The 19,770-nt window shown below is 75.3% G+C and carries 21 protein-coding genes; 15 read left to right on the top strand and 6 right to left on the bottom strand.

What is annotated here, in order from left to right; translation table 11 throughout:
- Window positions 1–304: 304 nt before the first annotated feature.
- The 4 genes from ACFVUY_RS35500 to ACFVUY_RS35515 are packed head-to-tail and all read left to right on the top strand — an operon-like array spanning window position 305 to window position 2,896.
- A complete protein-coding gene (locus tag ACFVUY_RS35500) occupies window positions 305–1,084 on the top strand; it encodes a DUF2071 domain-containing protein (protein ID WP_359910831.1) in 780 nt (259 codons plus the stop codon).
- A complete protein-coding gene (locus ACFVUY_RS35505; protein ID WP_387736369.1) occupies window positions 1,081–1,923 on the top strand; it encodes a class I SAM-dependent methyltransferase in 843 nt (280 codons plus the stop codon). Before ACFVUY_RS35500 ends, ACFVUY_RS35505 begins: the two co-directional genes overlap by 4 nt.
- Window positions 1,920–2,342, top strand: coding sequence for a hypothetical protein (locus ACFVUY_RS35510; RefSeq protein ID WP_380551336.1), 423 nt, complete (start codon window positions 1,920–1,922; stop codon window positions 2,340–2,342). Before ACFVUY_RS35505 ends, ACFVUY_RS35510 begins: the two co-directional genes overlap by 4 nt.
- 47 nt (window positions 2,343–2,389) lie before the next feature.
- Window positions 2,390–2,896 (top strand): hypothetical protein, encoded by a 507-nt coding sequence (locus ACFVUY_RS35515; RefSeq protein WP_387736370.1) that lies wholly within the window; start codon window positions 2,390–2,392, stop codon window positions 2,894–2,896.
- A gap of 102 nt (window positions 2,897–2,998) precedes the next feature.
- On the opposite strand, the gene ACFVUY_RS35520 is transcribed toward ACFVUY_RS35515, so the two are convergent.
- On the bottom strand, window positions 2,999–3,763 hold the full coding sequence (locus ACFVUY_RS35520; RefSeq protein WP_387693485.1) for an alpha/beta hydrolase: 765 nt from the start codon (window positions 3,761–3,763) through the stop codon (window positions 2,999–3,001).
- Between the two features lie 200 nt (window positions 3,764–3,963).
- Between ACFVUY_RS35520 and ACFVUY_RS35525 the strand changes: the two genes are divergently transcribed.
- The gene (locus ACFVUY_RS35525) at window positions 3,964–4,770 is read left to right on the top strand and encodes a hypothetical protein (protein WP_387693486.1); all 807 of its coding nucleotides are present in this window, start codon (window positions 3,964–3,966) and stop codon (window positions 4,768–4,770) included.
- Between the two features lie 40 nt (window positions 4,771–4,810).
- Here the strand turns inward: ACFVUY_RS35525 and ACFVUY_RS35530 are convergent, their stop codons facing one another.
- Window positions 4,811–5,164 carry a DUF6401 family natural product biosynthesis protein gene (locus ACFVUY_RS35530; protein ID WP_359910813.1) on the bottom strand — a complete coding sequence of 118 codons (354 nt, stop codon included), beginning with the start codon at window positions 5,162–5,164 and terminating at the stop codon, window positions 4,811–4,813.
- Between the two features lie 163 nt (window positions 5,165–5,327).
- Here ACFVUY_RS35530 and ACFVUY_RS35535 point away from each other — a divergent pair, with 163 nt between their 5' ends.
- The 3 genes from ACFVUY_RS35535 (at window position 5,328) to ACFVUY_RS35545 (ending at window position 8,165) form a co-directional block, all read left to right on the top strand.
- Window positions 5,328–6,254, top strand: a complete 927-nt coding sequence (locus tag ACFVUY_RS35535) for an LLM class F420-dependent oxidoreductase (RefSeq protein ID WP_387736371.1) — start codon at window positions 5,328–5,330, stop codon at window positions 6,252–6,254.
- Between the two features lie 144 nt (window positions 6,255–6,398).
- Window positions 6,399–7,067, top strand: coding sequence for an AAA family ATPase (locus tag ACFVUY_RS35540; RefSeq protein ID WP_387693488.1), 669 nt, complete (start codon window positions 6,399–6,401; stop codon window positions 7,065–7,067).
- 93 nt (window positions 7,068–7,160) lie between these two features.
- Entirely contained in the window at window positions 7,161–8,165 is a 1,005-nt protein-coding gene (locus ACFVUY_RS35545) for a zinc metalloprotease (RefSeq protein WP_387736372.1), read from the top strand.
- Between the two features lie 51 nt (window positions 8,166–8,216).
- On the opposite strand, the gene ACFVUY_RS35550 is transcribed toward ACFVUY_RS35545, so the two are convergent.
- A complete protein-coding gene (locus ACFVUY_RS35550) occupies window positions 8,217–8,600 on the bottom strand; it encodes a hypothetical protein (RefSeq protein ID WP_387693490.1) in 384 nt (127 codons plus the stop codon).
- A 147-nt stretch (window positions 8,601–8,747) separates the two neighbouring features.
- Between ACFVUY_RS35550 and ACFVUY_RS35555 the strand changes: the two genes are divergently transcribed.
- Both ACFVUY_RS35555 and ACFVUY_RS35560 read left to right on the top strand, forming a co-directional pair.
- Window positions 8,748–9,209, top strand: a complete 462-nt coding sequence (locus ACFVUY_RS35555) for a universal stress protein (RefSeq protein WP_359900206.1) — start codon at window positions 8,748–8,750, stop codon at window positions 9,207–9,209.
- A gap of 51 nt (window positions 9,210–9,260) precedes the next feature.
- Window positions 9,261–10,109 carry a DNA-formamidopyrimidine glycosylase family protein gene (locus ACFVUY_RS35560; RefSeq protein ID WP_387693491.1) on the top strand — a complete coding sequence of 283 codons (849 nt, stop codon included), beginning with the start codon at window positions 9,261–9,263 and terminating at the stop codon, window positions 10,107–10,109.
- Here the strand turns inward: ACFVUY_RS35560 and ACFVUY_RS35565 are convergent.
- Window positions 10,057–10,692, bottom strand: coding sequence for a uridine kinase (locus ACFVUY_RS35565; protein ID WP_387736373.1), 636 nt, complete (start codon window positions 10,690–10,692; stop codon window positions 10,057–10,059). The genes ACFVUY_RS35560 and ACFVUY_RS35565 overlap by 53 nt on opposite strands.
- 60 nt (window positions 10,693–10,752) lie before the next feature.
- Window positions 10,753–12,090, bottom strand: coding sequence for a PQQ-binding-like beta-propeller repeat protein (locus ACFVUY_RS35570; RefSeq protein ID WP_387736374.1), 1,338 nt, complete (start codon window positions 12,088–12,090; stop codon window positions 10,753–10,755).
- 162 nt (window positions 12,091–12,252) lie between these two features.
- Here ACFVUY_RS35570 and ACFVUY_RS35575 point away from each other — a divergent pair, with 162 nt between their 5' ends.
- Window positions 12,253–12,819: a Uma2 family endonuclease gene (locus ACFVUY_RS35575; RefSeq protein ID WP_387736375.1), complete on the top strand. Its 567-nt coding sequence runs from the start codon at window positions 12,253–12,255 to the stop codon at window positions 12,817–12,819.
- A gap of 11 nt (window positions 12,820–12,830) precedes the next feature.
- On the opposite strand, the gene ACFVUY_RS35580 is transcribed toward ACFVUY_RS35575, so the two are convergent.
- Complete coding sequence (locus ACFVUY_RS35580) at window positions 12,831–13,157, bottom strand: DUF4326 domain-containing protein (RefSeq protein WP_380553349.1); 327 nt, start codon at window positions 13,155–13,157, stop codon at window positions 12,831–12,833.
- A gap of 186 nt (window positions 13,158–13,343) precedes the next feature.
- Here ACFVUY_RS35580 and ACFVUY_RS35585 point away from each other — a divergent pair, with 186 nt between their 5' ends.
- From ACFVUY_RS35585 to ACFVUY_RS35600, 4 genes are all read left to right on the top strand, one after another.
- The gene (locus ACFVUY_RS35585) at window positions 13,344–15,782 is read left to right on the top strand and encodes a SpoIIE family protein phosphatase (protein ID WP_387736376.1); all 2,439 of its coding nucleotides are present in this window, start codon (window positions 13,344–13,346) and stop codon (window positions 15,780–15,782) included.
- 132 nt (window positions 15,783–15,914) lie between these two features.
- Window positions 15,915–17,582 carry a sensor histidine kinase gene (locus tag ACFVUY_RS35590; RefSeq protein ID WP_387693497.1) on the top strand — a complete coding sequence of 556 codons (1,668 nt, stop codon included), beginning with the start codon at window positions 15,915–15,917 and terminating at the stop codon, window positions 17,580–17,582.
- Window positions 17,583–17,730: 148 nt separating this feature from the next.
- Window positions 17,731–18,399, top strand: a complete 669-nt coding sequence (locus tag ACFVUY_RS35595) for a response regulator (RefSeq protein WP_387693569.1) — start codon at window positions 17,731–17,733, stop codon at window positions 18,397–18,399.
- A gap of 556 nt (window positions 18,400–18,955) precedes the next feature.
- Complete coding sequence (locus ACFVUY_RS35600) at window positions 18,956–19,711, top strand: transglycosylase family protein (protein WP_387736377.1); 756 nt, start codon at window positions 18,956–18,958, stop codon at window positions 19,709–19,711.
- Window positions 19,712–19,770: the final 59 nt, after the last annotated feature.

The following is a 19,770-nucleotide window of genomic DNA, read 5'->3' on the forward strand; positions in this document are numbered from 1 at the left end:
CCGACCGTCTCCGAGGCCATTCCGGAGAACGAAACCACTCGCACGGGGGGAGTGGGACGCAGCCACGGGTGGTCCGTTCGGGAACATGAGCCCCCTGGGACGGCTGCCCGCCGGGTGTCCGCGCCGGGCCGTCCCGGCCGTTCGCGTACCCCCGCCGTACCGCCCCCACCCCGAGTTGAACGTGTTCAAAGTCGTGCGCCATGATGAGGACGCGCGAGAACACCCCACCGCGGCCTGCGGCGGAAGGCGGTCCCGTGCTGCCCCGTCACGCTCCGAACCCCCGTACCCGACCCCGGAGTCGACCGTGCGACACCTGCTGCAACGCCACCCCTTCGCGATGCGCACCCACTTCGCGCACTCGCTCGTCCTCACCTACGCCCTGCCGCCCCGGCTGCTCGCCCCGCTGGTGCCGCCCGGCCTCGCCCTCGACACCTACACCGACCCCGACGGCACCGAGCACGGCTTCGTCGCCGCCGCCGTCGTGGACACCCGGGCACTGCGCCCGGCCGCGCTGCCCGCCCGCCTCGGCCGGGACTTCATCCTGACCGGCTACCGGGTCTTCACCCGCTTCCCGACCCCCGGCGGCCGCACCATGCGCGGCCTGCGCATCCTGCGCTCGGACACCGACAGCCGGATGATGGCGCTCGGCGGCAACGCCTTCTCCCGCTACCACTACCGGCACGCCCGGATCGGCACCCGGGTGGTCGGCGACACCCTGGAGTTCAAGGTGGTCAGCGGCGACGGCCGCGCCGACCTGCACGTGCGCGCCGACCTCGGCGGCGCCCCCGCCGCCCTCCCGCCGGGCAGCCCGTTCGCGGACGCCCGGGCCGCGCGGCGCTTCGCCGGCCCGCTGCCGTACACCTTCGAGTACGAGCCGCAGACCCGCTCGATGATCGTGGTCAAGGCCACCCGCGCCCACTGGGACCCGGTCCCGGTGGCCGTCGAGGTGCCCCGGCTCACCTTCTTCGACCACGGCCCGCTGGCCGGCAGCCGGCCCCTGCTCGCCAACGCCTTCCACGTCGCCGGCCTCGACTACGGCTGGCACGCCGGAGAGCGCCGCCACCTCACCGGAGCCGCCCGATGACCGCCCCCGCCCCGGCCGGGCCCGGCCCGTCCGCCGCCCGCCCGTTCGCCGCCTGCTCCGCCGTCCTGTGCCCGTCCACGGCCCGGACCGACGGCCCCCGCCCGTCCGGTGTGCGCGAGGTCGTCCGCTACAACTGGCCGATGTATGCCGCCGGCGCGCTCACCGTCGCCGTCGGCGGGGCGCTGGCCGGCCGGCTGCCGGGCCCCGCCGCCGGGCTCGCCCGGGCGGTCGCCGCCACCGCCGCCGGCTACCTCGCCGTCAGCACCCTCGCCACCTGGTGCGTCTACGACCGCTCCGCACTCCACCGCTACGACTGGCTGCCGGAGCTGCTGCCCGACGGCCCCGGCGACCACCTGGTGATCAGCACCGGCCTGGACGAGGCCAGCCGCCCGATCGCCGCCCGCCACCCCGGTGCCCGCGGACGGCTCGCCGACCTGTACGACCCCGCGCTGACCGCGAGCGGCTCGATCCGCCGCGCCCGCCGCCACGCCCCGCCCGCCCCCGGCGGCATCCCGGCCCGCCCGGACGCCCTGCCCGCCGCGACCGGCGCCCTGGACACGGTGTTCGCCGTCTTCGCCGCCCACGAGCTGCGCCGGCCCGCCGACCGCACCGCCCTGTTCGCCGAGGCCGCCCGCGGCCTGCGCCCCGGCGGCACCCTGCTGCTGGTCGAGCACCTGCGGGACGCCGCCAACACCGCCGTCTACGGTCCCGGCGCCTGGCACTTCCTGCCCCGCGCCACCTGGCTGCGGCACGCCGCCGAGGCGGGCCTGCACCCGGCCGCCGAGCGCCGGATCGCCGGCCTGGTCACCGCCTTCGCCTTCCGGAAGGCCTCGTCATGACCGGGCTGGTCACCCTGGAGGCCCAGCTGCGCCTGGTCGGTGCCGCCCTCGTGACCCTCGGCCTGGTCCACGCGGTGCTGCCCCGCGCCATCGGCTGGCCCGCCGACCTGTCCGGCACCACCCTGCTGACCCGGCAGGTGTCCTACGCCCACCTCTTCTTCATCGGCCTGGCCTGCGCCCTGCTCGGCCTGCTCCCGCTCTGCCTGGCCCCCGACCTGCTGGCGGGCGGCCGGCTCGGCACCGCCCTGCTGGCGGGCCAGACCCTCTTCTGGGGCCTGCGCTGGCTCTTCGAGTTCGCCTACTTCTCGCCCCGGCTGTGGCGCGGAGACCGCCTGCGCACCGTCGCCCACCTCGGTCTCTGCGTGCTGTGGACCTGGGTGACGGCGGTCTTCGCCGGAGCCCTCTGGCACACGGTCTAGGATCAGTCGCGACCCCAGGAGCCCACACACCCCTCAAGGATCATGCGGTGACCGTTGCTTTCCCCCGTGCTCGCGCCGTGCGGTCGGCCCTGTCGGCCGGCGTCGTCCTGCTGGCGGCCACCTCCTGCTCCGGTTCGTCCGACGCGGCGCTGACCAGCGCCCAGGCCAAGCAGAAGACCGACCAGTACTTCTCCGAGACCTTCCTCGCCTTCCCGAAGCCGATCTCGCCGGTGGTCGACCGCGACGGCGAGGAGCAGTGCTTCAAGAAGGGCGCCCCCTCGGAGCCGGACGGCCGGGTGAAGGCCGTCACCTACCGCTTCCTGCGGGACATTCCGGCCGATCACCACGACACGATCTTCGACGCCTTCCGCGGCCACCTCGTCGTGGCCGGGTTCCGGGTCACCGACAGCAGGCCCGGTGTGATCGTCCTCACCAACCCGGACAACGGCTTCAAGGCCTCCATCTCGGACGGCGACAACTGGCCGGCCACGCTGAAGGTCGGTTTCGAGTCCCCCTGCGTCTCGCCCGACGGGGCCAAGGCGGCCACCGGCTGAGCACCCCGGCACCTCCTCGCCCGGGCGGACCGCTTTCGCGGGCCGCACCGGCCGCCGGCCCGGACGGGCAGCCCGCTCCGCCGCTCCGCGGGGCCCGTCCCGTCAGACGTTCGCCGGCAGGGCCGGCGCGCGGCGCGGCTGGGGCGGGAGGGCGAGGGTGAGGGCCTCGCGGGAGGCGGTCGGGAGGGCGAGGGCGGAAGCGGTCTCGGCGGGGAGCGGCTGGAGGCCGAGCAGCGCGGTGGTCAGCCGGGTGGTGGCGCGGTGCCAGTCGGGGATCCGCCGGAGCATGGCGTGGCCGCTGCCGGTGACGGTGTATCCGCAGACCCTGGCGCCCGCGGCGCGGCTGCGGGCGGCGAAGGCGCGGGTGTCGGCGGGCGGGGTGACGGTGTCGCGGTCGCCGTGCAGCATCAGCACGTCGCGTCCGGCGAGCTGCTCGCACGGGTCCTCGGCCGGGCACCACGGTGCGAGGGCGACCAGGCCGGTGACGGACGGGTGCCCGCCGGCCCGGAGCGCGGCGCGCCCGCCCATCGAGTGGCCGACCAGCACCGTCGGCACCGGCCCGAGCAGCGCGGTCAGTTCGTCGAGCGCGGCGGTCGCGTCCTGGGCGGCGTCGGCCCGTTCGCCGTTCCAGCCGCGGTGGCGGTAGCGGACGGTCCCGATGGCGACGCCGGCGTCCGCGGTCGCCCTGGTGAGCCCGCGCAGGAAGCCGTGCATCCGCAGCAGCGGGAGGTTGAGGCGTCCGGGCCGGGAGAAGTTGTGCTCCTCGCCGCCGTGCAGCACCAGGACGGCGGCCCGGGCCGCGTCCGGCCGGACCTGCCAGTGCAGCGCCCGGTGGTCCACCGCGCGCTCCGCCGCCGTACCGCTCACTGCCGCACCGTCCCGTCCGTCCCGCCCGTGGCCCGTCCCCCCGGACCGCCACTGTACGCGTGCGGACGGCCGGACCGTTCACCCGAGGGAACCATCCCGGACACCGGGCGCGCGCGGCCGGAGCGGGCGCCTGCTATTCACGAAGGGTGGGGGGCCGCAAGCGCCCGCTCGTGGCGCCGTGTCACCGAGTGGAGGACTCCGTGGCTCAGCAGCTCGCTCTGTCCGTCGACTTCGGGTCGGGTTTCACCCAGGCCTGGTCCAAGATCGCCAAGGTCATCCCGCAGTTCATCGCCTTCCTGGTGATCCTGTTCATCGGCTGGGTCGTGGCCAAGGCGATCGCCAAGCTCCTCGACCGGGTGATGCGCAGGCTCGGCTCGGAACGGGTCGCCGAGCGGTCGGGGATGGCCGCCCGGCTGGCCGGCTCCAAGTACGACATGACCGGCATCGTCTGCAAGGTCGTCTACTACATCGTCCTGCTGATGGCCCTGCAGCTGGCGTTCGGAGTCTTCGGCCCGAACCCGATCAGCGTGATGATCCACAGCATCGTCGCCTGGCTGCCCAGGGCGATCGTCGCGGTCGTGATCCTGGTGGTCGCGATGGCCATCGCCAACGGCGTGCGGGACATCGTGGGCAACTCGCTGTCCGGAGCCTCGTACGGCCGGGTGGTCGCCACCACGGTCTGGGCGTTCATCGTCGGCCTCGGTGTGATCGCCGCGCTGGGCCAGGTCGGGATCGCCACCGCGATCACGACCCCGGTGCTGATCGCCGTGCTCGCCACCATCGCCGGCGTGCTGGTGGTCGGCGTCGGCGGCGGCCTGATCCTGCCGATGCGCCAGCGCTGGGAGCGGTGGCTGGACGGTGCCGAACGGGAGACCGCCCGGCTGCGCGGCACTGCCTACCAGGCCGGCCGCTCCGACGCGCTGTCCAACCAGCCGGTCCGGCCGACCACCCAGACCGGTCCGGGCACCCCGCCCGCGCCGGGCATCGAGGGCGACCAGAACCGGTAGCCGCCGCCACAGCCGGTCGCCGGGCAGGGCCCGCCGGGGCTCAGACCTCCAGCAGGCCCTGCTCGCGCACCAGCCAGCAGATCGCGGTGAGCCGCATGACGGCGTAGTCGTAGCCGACCGGCTCCCGCCAGCCGATCTCGTCGAGCGCGTCGACGAAGCCCAGCGCGTAGTCCGACAACTCCTCACGGTCCAGGGGCCGGGGCGCCAGCTCCGGTCCCTGCGCGTACAGCAGTTCCCGCAGCATCGCCGCGTGCTGGTCGACCGCCGCGACGAAGCCGGGCTCGAAGGCGAACTCGGCCAGGCGGGGCGTGAAGGCCGTCACGATGCCGGGCAGCGGACAGCCGGCCGGCTCGTCGGGGGAGCGCCGGAAGGAATCGTCGGAGGTGGCGAACATCCGTCCACGTTAGGCGAGCCCCGGAGCCGGAACGGGCGCCCGTGACGGTTCCGTGCTGAGACCTTGGCCACCCCGCCCGCGCCACCGCCCGCCGCGGCGACGGTCCGTGTCCCGTCCGGTTCGCTCTGCCGATCACGGGGTGCTCCGTACCAGAATGGCCGGCATGGATCTCCGCATCTTCACCGAACCCCAGCAGGGCGCGAGCTACGACACCCTCCTCAAGGTGGCCCGCACCGCCGAGGAACTCGGGGCCTTCAGCGCCTTCTTCCGCTCCGACCACTACCTGAAGATGGGCGACGTCGACGGCCTGCCCGGGCCCACCGACGCCTGGATCACCCTGGCCGGCCTCGCCCGCGACACCAGCACCATCCGCCTGGGCACGCTGATGACCGCCGCCACCTTCCGGCTGCCGGGCGTCACCGCGATCCAGGTCGCCCAGGTCGACGCGATGAGCGGCGGCCGGGTCGAGTTCGGCCTCGGCGCCGGCTGGTACGAGGCCGAGCACACCGCGTACGGCATCCCCTTCCCGAAGGAGAAGTTCGGTCGGCTGGAGGAGCAGCTGGCGATCATCACCGGGCTGTGGCGGACCAAGCTCGGCGACACCTTCGACTTCGCGGGCGAGTACTACACGCTGACCGACTCGCCCGCGCTGCCCAAGCCCGTCCAGGAGCACGTCCCGGTGCTGGTCGGCGGGCACGGCCCCCGGCGGACCCCGGCCCTGGCCGCCCGCTTCGCCGACGAGTTCAACCTGCCGTTCGCCTCGGTGGACGACACCGCCGCCCAGTTCGGCCGGGTCCGCGCCGCCGTCGAGCACGCCGGGCGCGCGGCCGACGACCTGGTCTACTCCAGCGCCCTGGTCGCCTGCGTCGGCCGGGACGACGCCGAGGTCGCCCGCCGGGCCGCCGTGATCGGCCGCGACGTCGACGAGCTCAAGGAGAACGGGCTGGCCGGCACCCCGGACGAGGTCGCCGAGAAGATCGGCCGGTACGCGGCCGTCGGCAGCGAGCGGATCTACCTCCAGATCCTCGACCTGGACGACCTCGACCACCTGGAGCTGATCGCCTCCCGGATCGCCCCGCAGCTCGCCTGAGGCACGCCCGGGGCCCGTCGGCGGTCCGAACGCCCGGCGGCCCGGGCCCGGCCGGGGTCGTCCGTACCCGCCCCGACCTCCGCCCTTTACTCGTTCTTGGGAATGCGCCATGCTCCTTGGACGGGAACGGCGGGGGGAGACCGGGTGAGCGGGACGAGAACGGTGCGGACGGCGGCGGCGCCGAGGGTGCCGCCGCCGCGCACCGCCGGGGAGCGCGTCGTCCTGCCCGCGCCGCACGACCCGCCCGCCCGGCACGAGCTGCGCGGGCCCGGGCCGGCGGTCCTGCGCTACCCCGCCGGGGACCTGCTGGTCGTCACCGGCCTGCCCGGCAGCGGCAAGAGCACCCTGATGCGCCGCTGCGTCCGCGCCCCGCTGATCGACTCCCAGCTGGTCCGCGAGGAGTACGCGGCCAGGCTGCCCGGCCGCCTGCCGTACGCGCTCTACCGCCCGCTGGCCCGGCTCGCCCACTACCGGCGGCTGCGCCGTGCCGTCCTGGACGGCGGGCCGCTCGCCGTGCACGACTGCGGCACCCAGCCCTGGGTGCGGGCCTGGCTGGTCCGCGCCGCCGCCCGGCAGGGCCGCCGGGTGCACCTGCTGCTGCTCGACGCCGACCCGGCCGAGGCCCTGGACGGGCAGCGGCGGCGCCGGCGCGGCGTCTCGCGCTACGCCTTCGCCCGGCACCTGGCCGCGGTCGCCCGGCTGCGCCACCGGATCCTGGAGGCCGGCCGGTTGCCGGCCGGCTGTGCGTCGGCCGTGGTACTCGACCGGGCCGCCGCGCGCGCCCTGCGGGAGATCGACTTCACGGCGTCGTAGTCTCGGCGAGTCCGCGCCGGGCGCCGGCGGGTCCGGCCGGAGCAGGCCCGGCACGCGGCCGAGACCACGTCAACTCCCCCGTCAGGAGCGCTGATGCGCCGTACTGCCCGGGTGCGCTCGCGTGCCCCCCGCCTGTTCCCCTGCGCCGCCGCGCTGGTCGCCGCGGCCGGCCTGAGCCAGTTCGCCGCTCCGGCCGCACACCGCGCCACCGCGGCTCCGGCCGCCGCGGTGGCCGGGTGCGCGGACGGCGGCGCCGATGCGGCCGATGCCGCCGGGGAGGCCGGTGCCGCCGCCCGGCGGCCCGCCGGCAGCCGGCCGGGCGGGGACCCGAACGCGGTCGGCGCCGGGCAGGCCCGGGCGATGCAGGCCGACCTCGACCGGCGGCTCGCCGAACTGGGCGCCGGCCGGCGCCGGGCCACTACCCCGACCACCGTCCCGGTGTTCTTCCACGTGATCCACGACGGCGCCGCCGGACGGCTGGACCAGGCCGCCGTCACCGGCCAGATCGACCACCTCAACGAGAGCTACGGCGGCCGGGGGCAGAACAACGTCGCGAGCCCGTTCCACTTCGAGCTGGTCGGCGCCGACTGGACCGACAACGCGTCCTGGTACACCGGCATGACCCCGGGCTCGCCGGCCGAGCAGAACATGAAGACCGCCCTGCGCAAGGGCGACCAGGGCGTCCTCAACCTCTACACGGCCCGCCTCGGCGACTCCCTGCTCGGCTGGTCGACGTTCCCGGACGCGTACCGGACGAACCCGACCGACGACGGTGTGGTGGTGCTCGACGCCTCCCTGCCCGGCGGCGCCGCCACCCACTACGACGAGGGCGACACCGCGACCCACGAGATCGGCCACTGGCTCGGCCTCTTCCACACCTTCCAGGGCGGCTGCCGGGCCCCGGGCGACTACGTGGACGACACCCCGCCCGAGCGCACCGCCGCCTCCGGCTGCCCCGAGGGCCGCGACACCTGCGCCGGCCCCGGGCTCGACCCGATCCACAACTTCATGGACTACAGCTACGACTCCTGCATGACCGGGTTCACCCGGGGTCAGGTCCAGCGGATGGCCAACGCCTGGGCCGCCTACCGGAGTTGAGCGGCGGCGGCGGCGGCGCGGGCAGGGCGGCGCGGCAGGACGGCACGGGGCTCAGCAGAACACCACCAGGTAGAGCAGCGTCCGGCCGCCGGAGGCTCGGAACTCGTAGGCCAGGTGCTCCAGCTCGCAGGCCTCCCGCCAGGCGGCCGGACGCTCCTCGGGGGTGAGCAGGGCGGGCACGAAGACGCCCGGGGAGACCTCCTCCAGCTCGCCCCGCAGACCCAGCGTCATCTCGTCCGCGTCGACCGCCAGCCGCTTCGCCAGCCGCCGGTCCACCGGGCCGCGGGCCAGCCGCCAGTAGCGCCCCCCGGCGTCCACGAAGCCGCCCGACGCGAGCGGGTCGGCGAGATCCCAGTACTCGCGCTCCTCCTTCGGGGGCAGGGCGGCCAGGACGTCGGCGAAGCCGCCCGTACGGCGGCGGGGCTTGCTCGGCATCCGGGCATCCTCCCAGGCCCGGAACCCCGGCCGCGATCGAATTGAATGCGGCGGGTCGCTTTCGGCGTGGCAATACCGAGCGTTTGTCCGATTTGATCTATGTTCAGAGGGTCGGGACCGATCAGGAGCAACCGAAGGAGCAAGGCCATGAGTGCCAATCCCCGGATCGTCGTCGGCGTGGACGGCTCGCCCGCCTCGGAGCAGGCACTGCGCTGGGCGATCGACTACGCGCGGGCCGTCGGCGGGACGGTCCACGCGATCGCCGCCTGGGAGTACCCGGCCTTCTACGGGTGGGCCGGGCAGGGCGTGCCGACCGTCGAGGCCTTCAACCCCGAGGAACTCGCCGGGAAGACCCTCAGCGAGACCATCGCCAAGGTGGCCGGCGACGACGCCGGCGTGGCGATCGCCGAGAGCGTGATGCCCGGCAACGCCGCCCAGGCGCTGCTGGAGGCCGCCAAGGGCGCCGCGCTGCTCGTCGTCGGCAGCCGCGGCCTGGGCGGCTTCTCCGGCGTGCTGCTCGGCTCGGTCAGCCGCCACCTCACCGAGCACGCGCCCTGCCCGGTGGTCGTGGTGCGCGAGGGCCAGGCCGCCCCGGGGCAGTCGGCGTAACGCACCGGGGCCGGTGTCCCGCCGGGCCGCCGCGCGGACCAGAATGGAGACATGCCAGAAGGTGACTCCGTCTACCGCGTGGCGGCCCACTTGCGCGAGGCCCTCGCCGGACAGCCGCTGACCAGCGCCGACCTGCGGGTGCCCGCGCACGCCACCGCCGACCTCACCGGCCGCCGGGTGCTGGAGGTCGCCCCGCGCGGCAAGCACCTGCTCACCCGCTTCGAAGGCGGCCTCACCCTGCACACCCACCTGCGGATGGACGGCCGCTGGGAGGTCTACCGCCCCGGCGAGCGGTGGACCGGCGGCCCCGACCGGCAGATCCGCGCCGTCCTCGGCACCGACCGGGGCACCGCCGTCGGCTACCGGCTGCCCGTCGTCGAACTGCTGCGCACCGCCGACGAGCGGCGGATCGTCGGCCACCTCGGCCCCGACCTGCTCGGCCCCGACTGGGACCCGGTCGAGGCCGTCCGCCGGCTCCTCGCCCACCCGGGCCGCCCGGTCGTCGAGGCCCTGCTCGACCAGCGCAACCTCGCCGGGATCGGCAACGTCTACGCCAACGAGCTGTGCTTCGTCGCGGGCGTCACCCCCTGGACCGAGGTCGGCGAACTCCCGCACCCCGACCGGCTGGTGGAGCGCGCCCGGCAGATGCTGGAGGCCAACAAACTGCGCCCCGGCCACATCACCACCGGCGACACCCGGCCCGGCTACCAGCACTGGGTGTACGGCCGGGCCGGACGGCCCTGCCCGCGCTGCGTGACCCCCGTGGTCGCCGGCCGCCAGGGCTCGCCGCCGCGCGACCGGGCGGTCTTCTGGTGCCCCTACTGCCAGCGCGGCCCGGCTCCGGAGGTCACGGCCGCTCGACCAGCGCGGGGTGGCGCGGGTCGTCCACCCGGACGGTGACGTCGGCGGCCTCGGCGGGGACGGTCTGCGCCTCGTAGCGGGCGAAGGCGGGCAGCGTCCACTGCTGGTCGGCCGGGGTGCGGCGGGCCAGCGCGGCCGGACCGAGCGCCAGGTGGACGGACAGCTCCAGCGGCAGCCAGCGGCCGAGCAGCAGCGCGCCGTCCAGCAACAGCACGCCACCGGGCGGGAGTTCGGTGTACGGGGCGCGGGTCGAGCGGTCGGTGACCGGGTCGCGCAGCGAGGGCAGGACACGGCCGCTGCCGCCCGGCTCCAAGGGGTCGAGCACCTCGCGCGCCAGGGCGCCGTCGTCCAGCCAGAGGTCGTGGAAGGCGTCCGCGTCCTGGTGGCCGTACTCCAGCCGGATCGAGGCCGGACGCAGGAAGCCGGAGGCCGAGACCCGCAGCGTCGGGTGGCCGCGCAGTCGCAGCGGCTCCACCAGCGCGTCGGCGAGTGCCTCGGGGCGGGCCGCCGCCGCGCCGTCCACGGCCACCCGCAGGCGCCGGTCGCGGGCGCCGGGCAGGTCGGCGATGCGGTCGGCGAGCAGCTCGGCCAGCTTCTCGGGGGAGATCGGGCGTACCTGCATCGGGCCCTCCTGCCGGGTCGTCGGGACGGGTCGTCGGGACGTTCAGTGTCGTCGGGACGCTCAGTTCAGCGGAAGGGCGTGCAGGACGTCGTCGTGGCCCGCGTAGAGGCGGGTCCCGTCGTACTGGTGGGTCGCGTCGGTGGCGAGGGTCCAGACGTCCTTGCCCGGACCGGAGTCGTGGAAGGTCCACCCCAGCTCGCCGGTCGCCGGGTGGATCGCGCTGACCCCGCCGACCGACGTACCCGGGACGAACAGCGTGCCGTTGGCGACCAGCGGACGGCTGCGGCGGTCCAGCGGGAACGGCAGCCGGCAGGACCACAGCTCGGCGCCGTTGGACACGTCGAGGCAGCTGACGACGCCCTGGTCCCACGGGATGTACACCCGGGTGTTCTGCGCGACGGGCGGCAGCGCCCGCCAGGACTCACGCCGGTGGGGCGAGTGGGTCCAGCCCGGTTCGCCGGTGGGGAGCAGCATGCGCACGCCGCCGTTGCCGTCGGGGACGTAGACGCCCGTCGCGCCGGTGACGCACCAGCGCAGGTCCTCCTCGCCGGGGGCGGTCCACAGCTCGCGGCCGGTGGCGGCGTCCCGGGCCACCAGCTCGGTGCGGCCGTCGACGAATCGGATGCAGGCGAGGAGGCTGCCCCCGCCGAAGGTGGCGGGCGTGACGGGCTGCTCCGTCCGCTCGGTGCGGACGGACCAGAGCAGGGCGCGGTCGATGACCCGCAGGGCGAAGAGGCGGTTGTCCGTCGAACTGCCGTCGGCCCGCGGGTGGCCCCAGGAGTAGCCGTAGAGGATGCCGGGGTCGCGGTCGTAGCCGGCCAGGCGGACCTGCCCCTGCAGTTCGTCGGGCAGCGGCAGGCTCCAGTCGGCGGCGGGGTCGGTGAAGTGGCGGGCTTCGAGGTGGCCCTGGTAGGTGGCGGTGAAGAGGTGGTCGGGCCCGACCACCACCTTGCCGAGCATGTCGAGGTCGCTGGGCCAGCTGCGGTTGGCCGGTGGGTCGAAGACCAGCAGCCGGGCGGCGGTGCCCTTCGCCGGGTCGAGGACCTGCAGACCCTTCCGGGAGAGGAAGACGGGGCGGCGGGGCGGGTCGGTCAGCCGCTCCGGGGTCATCGCCTCCGGTCCGCGGTAGGTCCAGAGCGGCGTCGGGCCGGACAGCGCGGTCGGCGGCGGCCCGGTCGGCCCCGGCGAGGGACGGGCCCCATCGCCACCCGAACGGCCGAGCGCCCAGGCGGCCCCGCCCGCCGCGAGCGCCCCCGCCCCGAGCAGCAGCCGGCGCCGGCTCGGCCCGGTGCGCTCCCCGCCGCCCGCGATCACGTCCTCGGTGGCCCCGCCGCCGTCCGTCTCCTCGTCCCACTGCCACGACGTTCCGCGCGCGGGCCCCCCGGACGACGACTGCATACGGCTCTCGCTTCCCCACCGGCGGCCCCACGCCGCCACCCGTCCGGAGAATATCGAACAGTCCCCGAACCGTCCGAAACCGCCGCAACGCTCGTACGAGGGCTCGTACTAGGCTGTGGCACACAGAGTGAGGCCCGGCCAGCAGCCCAGGGGAGGTACGCCGTGACGGCCGAGTTGATCGCACCCGAGTGGATGCACCGGCAGATCACCAGTGAGCAGTACGACTCCTGGACCGAGGAGCAGTGCGCGGGCATCGAGATCGTCGACGGGATGGTGGTCGTGTCCCCAAGCGCTTCCAAGCGGCACAACCGGCTCGCCCGGCTCCTGGCGAACGCCCTGGACGACGCGGGCGGCATCGAATGGAACGCCGACACCGACTTCGACGTCCGGCTGCAGGACGTGCCGCTGAACAACCGCCGGCCGGACGTGGTGGTCTACCGCGCGGACACCATCGACGAGTCGCCGACCAGGCCCGACCACGTCCTGCTGGTGGTCGAGGTGGTCTCGCCGGGCTCGGAGACCACCGATCGGATGGTCAAGCCGGACCAGTACGCCAAGGCGGGCATCCCGTTCTACTGGCGGGTCGAGCAGGCCGCCGGCCGCGTGCCGATCGTCCACACCTACGTGCTGGACGAGGCCGAGGCCGCGTACCGGCCGGGGGAACTGTTCACCGGGCTGGTCAAGGCCGCGGTGCCGTACCCCGTGGCGGTGGACCTCGCCGGGCTCTGAGCCGCCCGGCCTCAGTTCGGCGGGTGGTCCGCGAGGTCGGCGAGGACGTCGGCGTGGCAGGGGAGCGGGGCGCACCAGCAGCCGAGGCGGTGGCCGCGCAGGGGCGGGACGAGGGCGAGCAGGTCCGGGCGGGCGAGCAGGTGCTCGCGGTACTTGACGACCATCTCCTCGCGGGTGAGGTCGGGGCCCGGGCGGTACGGGCAGTGCAGCGGGGACTCGGCGAGGTGCCAGCCGCCGCGGTGCATCGCGCGGCCGACGTAGACGACGTCCGCGTACCCGGGGTCGTCGCGGTGGCCCTTGAGGTTGACCACGGTGGTGCGGCGGGATCGGCTCGGCATGCCGTCCATGCTGGTGCACTCCGCGCCCCGGGGCAGCCCGGGCCGGTACGGGCTCGCCTTGACACGGTTGCGGGCCGGGCGTAGCAAAAGAGCATGCGCCATCCGCACGCGACCGGTGGGGCCCCTGGTACGCGGCCCGGTCCGGACCGGCCGTCGGAGCCCGGGGCCGGCGCGGAGGCGGACCGGGTGTTCCCGCCGTCCGTCCGGGACCCGGCCCCGCAGACGGACCAGCGGCGGGACGAGCTCCTCGCCGACGCGGTGCGCCGGGCGCTGGGGACGACCGGGGTGTACGGAGTGATGGTGTACCTGCGCTCGCGGGACCGCCGCTCGCTGGTGCTGCGCACGATCGCGGGCGTGCCGCTGGCGGTGATGAGCCCGTTCCGGCGGGTGGCCGCCGCCGGCCCGCTGCCGGTCGCGGTCTGCTTCCGGACCGGGCACGTGATCACCCTGACCGACACCGAGGACACCATGCGGCGCTTCCCGCAGCTCGCGGTCGGCCTGCCGTACGACTTCGCCTCCGTCTGCGTGCCGGTGGCGCACGGCGAGGAGCGCTTCGGCGTGCTGAGTGGGCTGTGGCCCGCCTCGGACGACGGGCTTCCGGAGCCGGCCGCCCGGCAGCTGGCCGAAGCGGCCGCCGGCCTGGGCGAGCAGCTGGCCGAACTGGCCGGGACCGGGCAGTCGGTGGAGCCGGGCGGCGAGGTGGCCGTGGTGGAGCTGCCGCCGCCGTCGTCGGTACCGACCACCCGGGTCGGGCTGTTCGACTGGGACGTGGCCACCGGGGCGCTCGCCGCCGACGAGCAGTTCCGGGAGATCTTCGGCTTCGGGCCGGGCGAGTTCGACGGCACGGTGGCCGCGCTGAACCGCCGGGTCGCCCCCGGTGACCTGCCGGCGTTCCGGGCCGCCGCCCGCGTCGCGCTGGAGCGCGGCGAGGTGCTGGCCGCCCGGGTCCGGGTGCTCGGGCCGGATGGCCTGCCGTACCCGGTGGAGCTGTGGGCCCGGGTGCCCGTGGCGATCTCCGACGGCCGGACCCACCTGGTCGGCGCGGTGCTGGACGTGCGCGACCTGACCGCCGCCGCGGCCGCCGTCGAGCGGCTGCAGGAGGGCGTGCTCTCGCTCGACCCCGACGGCCGGATCAGCTACGCCAACCGCGCCACCGAACCGCTGCTCCGGGCCCGCCGCGAGGACCTGCTCGGCCACCACCCCTGGGACGTGCTGCCCTGGCTCGCCGACCCGGTCTACGAGAACCGCTACCGCGCCGCCCTGTTCTCCCAGCGGCCCACCGCCTTCCTGGCCGCCCGCCCGCCGGACGGCTGGCTCGCCTTCTCGCTCTACCCGGACCCGCACGGCGTCACCGCCCGGGTGGTCGCGGCCGAGCCGCCGCCGGGCGCCGCCGAACCGCCCGCCACCCCGCCGCCCGCCGGCCGCACCGGGGTCGGCGGCACCCACCACCTGCTCCAGCTGGCCAGCGCCCTCACCGAGGCGGTCACCGTGCGGGACGTCTGCCGGGCGGTGGCCGAGGAGGTCCTGCCGTCCTTCGGCGGCCAGGAGCTCGCCATCTACGCGGCGCGCGACCAGCAGCTGCACCTGCTCTCCCAGGCCGGCTACCCGGACGGCTTCCTGGAGGCCTTCGAGGGCACCCCGATCGACGCCCGGGTGCCCGGCGCGGAGACGCTCAGCACCGGCACCCCGGTCTTCTTCGAGTCGGTGCGCGAACTCGCCGCCACCTACCCCGGCCTGGCCCTGGACGGGATGGGCGCCTGGGCCTTCCTCCCGCTGATCGCCTCCGGCCGTCCGGTCGGCACCTGCATCATCGGCTTCGACCGGCCGCGCCCGTTCAGCGTGGAGGAGCGCGGCCTGCTCACCGCGCTCGGCGGCTTCATCGCCCAGGCCCTGGAGCGCGCCCGGCTGTACGACGCCGAGTTCGTGCTGGCCCGCGGCCTGCAGCAGGCACTGCTCCCGCACCGGCTGCCCGAAGTGCCCGGCATCCGGATCACCGCCCGCTACCTGCCCGGCACCCAGGGCATGGAGATCGGCGGCGACTGGTACGACGCGATCGTCACCGGCGGGGACGTCACCCTGGTGATCGGCGACGTCGAGGGCCACAGCGTCGGCGCGGCCGCCACGATGGGGCAGCTGCGCAGTGCCGTGCGCGCCTTCGCCTCCGGCGGCGACCCGCCCGACGCGGTGCTCGCCCGCACCAACCGGCTGCTGCTCGACCTCGACCCCGGGCTGCTCGCCAGCTGCTGCCTGGTCCGGCTGACCCCGGCCGTCGGCCTGGCCCGGATCGCCCGGGCCGGACACCTCCCGCCGGTGCTGCGCCACCCCGGCGGGCGGGCCGAGGCGCTGTACGTCCCGGGCGGTCCGCTGCTCGGGGTGCACGACCTGGCCGACTACCCGGTCAGCGACCTGCGGCTGGGCAGCGGGGCGGTGCTCGCCCTCTACACCGACGGACTGGTCGAGGACCCCGCGGTGGCGATCGACCAGGGCGTGGACCGGCTGCGGGCCGCGCTGGCCCGGGCCGCGGCGGGGGAGGGGCTGGAGCAGGCGGCCGAGCGGCTGCTGCGCGAGGTCGGGTCGACCCGCCGGGTGGACGACGTGGCGCTGCTGCTCACGGCCTTCGGCTGAGCGGCCGGCGGGCGGTCGGTCCGGCGGGTGGTCCGGCAGGTGGTCCGGCGGGCCGACCAGGCGACTTTCGTCGGCGGGGGCCGCGACGAAGGAGGACGGCGGGTGCCCCGGCCGGACCGATAGCCTCGGTGCGTGGAAGCGATCGCGCGGGCCTGGAACACGGTGGTACGGACGGCGCTGCCGGGGCCCTGGCGGCCCCGGCGGGTGGTGGGCGAGGCGGTGGCCGCCCTGCTGATGGGCGGGTTCGCCGCGCTGTTGGAGCTGCTCGCCAACACCGGCCTGGCGCTGCCCCTGGGCCTCGCCGTCGCGGTGCTGTGGGTGCTGCGCAAGGGTCTGCCGGCCACCGTGCTGCTCGCCGCCGCGGCCCTGGCCGGCTGGTCGGTCGGACCGATGCCGCTGCTGGTGTGCGCGGGCTGGACGGCCGGCGCGCGGATCCGCCGGGTCTGGTCGCTGGTCGGCGCCTTCGTCGTGGGCTGGGTGCTGTTCACGGTGACGGGAGTGGTGAAGGACGTCGCCTCGCTCTCGCCGAAGCTGGTGCTGTCGCTGTCGCTCGGCTTCTTCCTCGTGATCGCCGTGCTGCCGGCGCTCTACGGCCGCTACCGGGCGCAGCGCCGCGCCCTGCTGGACGCGCTGCGCGAGCGCAACGAGCAGCTGCTGCGCGAGCGGGTCATGGTGGCGCACCAGGCGCGGCTGCGCGAACGGCACCGGATCGCCCAGGACATGCACGACAGCCTGGGCCACCAGCTGGCGCTGATCTCGGTGCACTCGGGTGCGCTGGAGGTGGACCGGACGCTCACCGACCGGCAGCGCGAGGCGGTCGGGGTGCTGCGGCAGGCGGCGGTCGCGGCGATGCGCGAGCTGCGCGAGGTGGTCGGGGTGCTGCACGACGAGTCGACGGCGCTGCCGCCGAGCGCCGGGACGGCCGCCGCCGGCCCGCCGGCCCGGGGCGGGGTGGACGGGATCGGCGGTCTGGTGGAGTCCTCCCGGGCGGCCGGGGCGGAGGTCGACCTCACCGTGGAGGGCGGCCGGCGTCCGCTGGCGGCCGCCGTCGACCACGCGGCGTACCGGATCGTGCAGGAGGCGCTCACCAACGCGCACAAGCACGCCCCGGGCGCGCCGATCGCCGTCGCGCTGCGGTACGAGCCGGACGCGCTGGTGGTGGAGGTGAGCAACACCCGCGCGCCGGAACTCGTGGGCGCACGCGGCGGCGCGGGCGCGGCGGTCAGCGGCGGTCAGGGGCTGACCGGCCTGCGGGAGCGCGCGAGGCTGGTCGGCGGCATGGTGCACGCCGGGCCCACGCCGGAGCAGGGCTTCCGGCTGGCGGCCGTGCTCCCGTACGAGGGAGCGGAGCAGGACGCGGCGGCGGCGACGGGCGGGGCCGAGGACTGGATGCTGGACGGCCTGCCGCCCGTCGAGGAGCCGGAGCGCGGGCGGCGCAGCCCGGCGATGGGCTGCGCGCTCGGGGTGGTCGCGGTCGCGCTGATCGTGCTCGGCCTGGTGGTCTGGGGCGTGATCGCCTTCGTCCAGGGCACCAACGACGCGACCGTGCAGAAGCCGATGTACGACCAGATCAGGGTCGGCACCGCCGAGGCCGAGGTGCTGCAGACGCTGCCGCGCGGCAACAACTTCTTCACCGACACCTATAAGGGGACGGGGCCCGAGGTGCCGGCGGGCGCGCACTGCCGCTGGTTCGTCCTGAACGGTGCGCCCGGAGCCGGCTGGAACGAGGAGCACGTGGCGCGATTCTGCTTCCGGGACGGGGCGTTGGTGGAGAAGCAGGAGTACGTCGCCAGGGGCTGAGTGCTCCCGTGCGCGGGCGGGTGCCCCGGCGGGGCGGGCCGGGCCGGTTTCGGAGCAGGGTGGTCCGGATCGGGGTGGTTCGGAGCGGTCCCGCCGGGATGTGAGGATGGTGCCGCAGCCGAAGCACCGTTCGAGGGGAATGACCAGCGTGATCCGAGTCCTCGTCGCCGACGACGAGCCGCTGATCCGGGCCGGGATCAGGATGATCCTCGGCTCCGCCGCCGACATCGAGGTGGTCGCGGAGGCCGCCGACGGGCGCGAGGCGCTGGAGCTCGCGCGGGCGCACCGGGTGGACGTGGTGCTGCTGGACATTCAGATGCCGGTGATGGACGGGCTGACGGCGCTCGGGGAGCTGGCGAGGGTCGCCCCCGGCGCGCGGGCCCTGATCCTCACCACCTTCGGGGAGCGCGAGAACGTCCTGCGCGCCGTGACCGAGGGCGGTGCCGGCTTCCTGCTCAAGGACACCGCGCCGAACGAGCTGATCCAGGCCGTCCGGGCGGCGGCGGGCGGCAACGCCTTCCTCTCGCCGGCCGCCACCCGGCACATCGTCGACTCGCTGGCCTCCGGCCGCAGTGCCTCGCTGGCCGCCCGCGCGGTGGCGGCGCGGCGCCGGCTGGAGGTGCTCACCCCGCGCGAGCTGGAGGTGTTGGCGCTGCTCGGAGAGGGTCTGTCCAATGCCGACGCGGGGGCGCGGATCCACATGAGCGAGGCGACGGTGAAGACCTACGTCAGCCGGATCCTGGCCAAGCTGGGCTGCGAGAACCGGGTCCAGGCGGCGTTGTTGGCCCGGGACGCGGAGCTCGACGGCCGTCACTGAAAGTCCCCTTTCGATCGCGGTGCGTGTCGGGCGTGACGGATGCCACTCGGCGGCGGCGCGGAACCGGGAACTCCGGACCGGATGGTGACGGTGCGTCAGCTGACGATTCCTCCGTGTGGATGGCGCGTGAGCTTTCTCGGAGGGATAGGTGTGAGCGAGGGCACGGATTTCGATCATTCGATCTTGAAAATTCGGTCAAAAGTATTCAAATCAGGCGCATCTTCTTGATCAATACCGCCGGTAACAGTCAACTGACCTGCGACGTCCAAGAATTGCTTGCTGCGTCCGGGTGATGCCCCCTAGCTTCATTGGCGGCGCAACGAGCGCCACCCGGGTCCACCCCGACGCACTGCCCGCCGCCTGACCAGCGGCGCGAGGGCGGTGCCCGCCGACGAGGCCGGCTCCAACAGGCCGTCGGCGTGCGGAGGTGACCGGGGCGGCACGGCACGTCCGACACGTGTCCGGCCGCCCGTCGAGTGAGGTGAGCGAAAAACTGCCGGCCCATGTCCCGGGCCTGGTTCCGCATGCCCACCCGGGACTTGTCGAGAGGACTTGTATGAATCCCCGTCACGAGACCGCCGCTGCCACCGACACCACCGCCACCCCCAAGCGCCGCCGCGTTCGGATGGCGGTCGTCGCGGGCGCCGCCGTCGCGGCCCTGCCGGTGGCCGGCCTCGTCACGGCCACCTCGGCCTCCGCCGCTACCGCCTCCACCTGGGACGCCGTCGCCCAGTGCGAGAGCGGCGGGAACTGGAGCATCAGCACCGGCAACGGCTTCCACGGCGGACTGCAGTTCTCCCCGTCCACCTGGGCCGCTTACGGCGGGACCGCGTACGCCTCCCAGGCCAGCAAGGCGAGCAGGGCGCAGCAGATCGCCGTCGCGGAGAAGGTCCTCGCCTCGCAGGGCCCGGGTGCCTGGCCGGTCTGCTCGCAGAAGGCGGGTCTGAGCAGGGGCGGCGCCCCGGCCGCCGTCGACACCTCGGGCGGTGCGGAGGCCAAGCCGGCCGCGAAGGCGGCCAAGCCCGCCAAGCCCGCCGCCGCGCCCGCGGCCAAGCCCGCCAAGCCCGCCGCCCCCAAGGCCGCCGCCGCGCAGCAGGCGCCCCAGGGGCAGCCCTCGGCCAAGCCGGCCCAGTCCGCGCCGGTCGCGCCGAAGAACACCGCCGCGGGCGGCTACACCGTCAGGAGCGGTGACACCCTGAGCGAGATCGCGGCCAAGTTCGGCACCGACACGGACAGCCTCTACCGCAAGAACGTGCGCACCATCGGTGGCGACCCGGACCTGATCTTCCCGGGCCAGACGCTGACGGTCTGACCCTTCGACGGGAGGCCGTCCGGCGGGGAGCCGCCCGACGGAGCCCTGCCGACCGGCCG

This window comes from Kitasatospora sp. NPDC058063, from assembly GCF_042885395.1.
In the GTDB taxonomy this organism is placed as follows: Bacteria; Actinomycetota; Actinomycetes; order Streptomycetales; family Streptomycetaceae; genus Kitasatospora; species Kitasatospora lactacystinica.